Origin of the sequence: Rhodopirellula sp. JB055, assembly GCF_043100905.1 — a bacterium.
Lineage (GTDB): Bacteria > Planctomycetota > Planctomycetia > Pirellulales > Pirellulaceae > Rhodopirellula.
The window spans coordinates 1-2,927 of the sequence record NZ_JBICHO010000019.1; the positions used below are offsets into that span (position 1 = coordinate 1).

Below are 2,927 nucleotides of genomic sequence, written 5' to 3' on the forward strand. Positions count from 1 at the left end.
AGGGTGTTTCGAACTGTTTTCGTTTGGAATGGGGAGGAGCGGGCGCTGGAATGTCGGACCTCGCACACGGAACATTTGGGGACAAATGTTCTACTCTGAGTCGGTAGAACAGTTGTCCCCAACTGTTCCGCCTCACAGCGATCTTCGCGAAGGATGGTTCGAACTGTTTTCGTTTGGAATGGGTGGGAGCGGGCGCTGGAATATCGGACCTCGCACACGGAACATTTGGGGACAAATGTTCTACTCTGGTGCAGCGTCGCTTTCGGATCGCTGTTTGAGGTCGTTTAGCATGGAGAGCCAGAAGTCTTTGTCGTGGTCGGTGGTGGGTTGGAACGACGACAGCTTTGGCAATGAGTTGACCAGGCGTTCGAGTCGATGGTGGGCCTGTTCGGGGTGATCGACGTGAGTGGTGTAGACGGATGCCAAACCTTCTTTAAGACGCTGCTGAAAATACGTCAGAGGGCGAAGCCATTCTGCGTTCTGGCTGGCTTGGTATTGGCGGTCCATTTCTTGGAAGCTTCGGTCGAGATGAAATGCAATCAGAAAAGGAGCCTTAGGGTCGATCGCCGTCAATGTCTGAACCACGTCGTCAAGTGTTTCTCCTTCCAATGGATACCAATTGAAAATCGGATGGGCCAGCGTCTCTGCTGCGAACTGGATAGGTAAATCGAGCCGACCTTCCCTTTGCATTTCGATGGCGGCGAGGAAGAGTTCACGCGACAACAGCCAGTCAGGGGCAGTCGGGGTGGTGATCATTTGCGAGCCTCCGCCGAAACCGCCCATTGAAAAACCGTAGGCTGCATTGGGATCGCTGTAGTCCCACTTGGTCTCCCCTGACTCCGGATCGATCTCACGTTGTTCGTAAACAGCAACCGCCTCATCGACCTGCTCATGGACGTATTCGGCGATCCAATCTGGAGTTGCAGTATGCGGGCCGGTCATCTTTACAATCCGCATGGCAACTGACCAAGCTGACTGGCGAGCGTAGTAGGCCTCTCCCGCAGCATTGTTCATGGAGCGGTCTTCGTGACTAGCCTTCGAAGCCGACATCCTTAAGTCGTCGGAAGCTTTTCCGAGCTGTTGAAGCAAAGTCTCTGTTTTCGATCGGCCATCGACGGTCGCTCCAGACTGACTGAAAAATTCAGTCACTGATTCCTCTCGCTCTGCGTAAAAAGTGTTCCCTTGGACGCCTGAAAGATACTGGTTGAGCAACGTGATGGCTGCGATTTTAGCCTTCTCATTGCCATCCACCAGCGTCTCGCCGAGTGGTCGAAGGCCAGGGGTTGGAAGGTAGTTGTCAAAGGTTTGCGTCAGATAGCCCATGAAACGTTGGTTCGGAGGGCTTTGTCCCCCAAAGCCGCCTCCATTTTGGTCTGGAGTGTCATCAATGATTTGAGTCCCGTACTCATTTGCCAACTCCAACGTGACTCGAGCGGCTTCTTCGCGTTTGGGCGTGTTGCGAGACAGCAACTCAACCGCTCGCATGGCTTGGCCAATACGTTCCATTTGTTGTTCGCGACGGAAGACTCCGAGCCAATGATCGAGGTTTTCGCCGAGATAAATTTTCTCGCCGCCGGTTGAGTCGATTCCTTCAGCCAGCGATTTCTCGGTGGAGGGTGCTATGGTTTCTTCCGTTGAATTATGGACGTCCTCCTCCACCGCAACCTGGGTGTCTTTGCCATCCGTGGTCACCGTCACCAAACCCTTGTCGGTTTTGATTTGGATCACGACCGTTGCGAGCAAGGCCGCTGCTGCGAGCCATCCCAACGGCCCAAACCACGCGGTCCAGTTGTGTTTGCCGCCGCCCGGTGGTGGTGAAGCAGGTTTCGTTGCCAGCGGAAATGATGGTGTGATCGGTGCGTCGGACACCGGGGTCGCTTCCGCTCTCCTGAGCAACGCTTTCAAGTTGGCAACGCCGGACCAGGTTGCAAGTCGCTCGGCGACGACCGATCCGCTGGGACGCTGGTCAGGTTGCCGGTGCATCATTTGACCGACAAACGTTTCCAGTTCCGATTCGACCGAAAGTTGCAAACGGCTCAACGGAGGCGGAGTCGATCGATTGGACTCGCTCGTGATTGCCAACACGCGTGCCGCCAAGCCACCTTCGTTTGCATGCGGCCAACGGCCAGAGATCAAACGGTACAGGGTCGCGCCGAGCGAATAGATATCCGACGCCGGTTGGACTTTTCGGCTGTCAAGCAACTGCTCGGGCGACATCGCGGGCAAGGTGCCCATCAGGTGTCCCACGGTGGTCAGTCGGTCGTCCGTTGCTAGCGGATCGTCGCCCGCCAGAACCAAACCAAGGTCCAATAGTTTGACGGTTCCGTCTCGGGTGAGCATCAAGTTCGATGGTTTTATGTCGCGGTGGATCAGTCCCGTTTCATGCACATGCATCAGTGCCACGGCGGACTGGCGAGCGATCTCGCAGGCATCCGCGACCGGCAGAGATTCCAGTCGGTGGGCGATCTTGCCGACGTCCATGCCGTCCAAGTGTTCCATCACCAAGTAGTGCCAACCAGAATGAGTTCCCGCATCGGTGGCACGGACGATTCCTGGATGTTCGAGTGCCGCGACGGTTGTCATTTCTCGATCAAAACGATCCAGCCATCCAGGTTCCATCACGCGGTGAGGTGGCAGCAACTTGATCGCGCACTGTCGTTTCAGTCGGTTGTGACGAGCCAAGCACACCATTCCCATTCCGCCCTGCCCGAGTTGCCCGAGAATCTCGTACGGACCGATTTGATCGATGGGGAGATCCGCGGAGGTGTGGGGAACCCTGGTGCCCGCGGACATCAATTGAGCGACCGCGAATTGACAGGCCGATTCGGCTAGGACGGAGTCTTCCTCTGAGTCGGCATTGGCAATCGGAGACAACGCGTTCCGCATTTTCGGAATGCGTGATTGGCATTGTTCGCACTGATCGACGT

1 protein-coding gene is annotated in these 2,927 nt (G+C 56.0%); it reads right to left on the reverse strand.

Annotated elements, in window-relative coordinates; all coding sequences use genetic code 11:
* Nucleotides 1–240: 240 nt before the first annotated feature.
* A partial coding sequence (locus ACF8AM_RS00540) for a serine/threonine protein kinase (protein WP_392553750.1) occupies nucleotides 241–2,927 on the reverse strand: 2,687 nt, incomplete at its 5' end.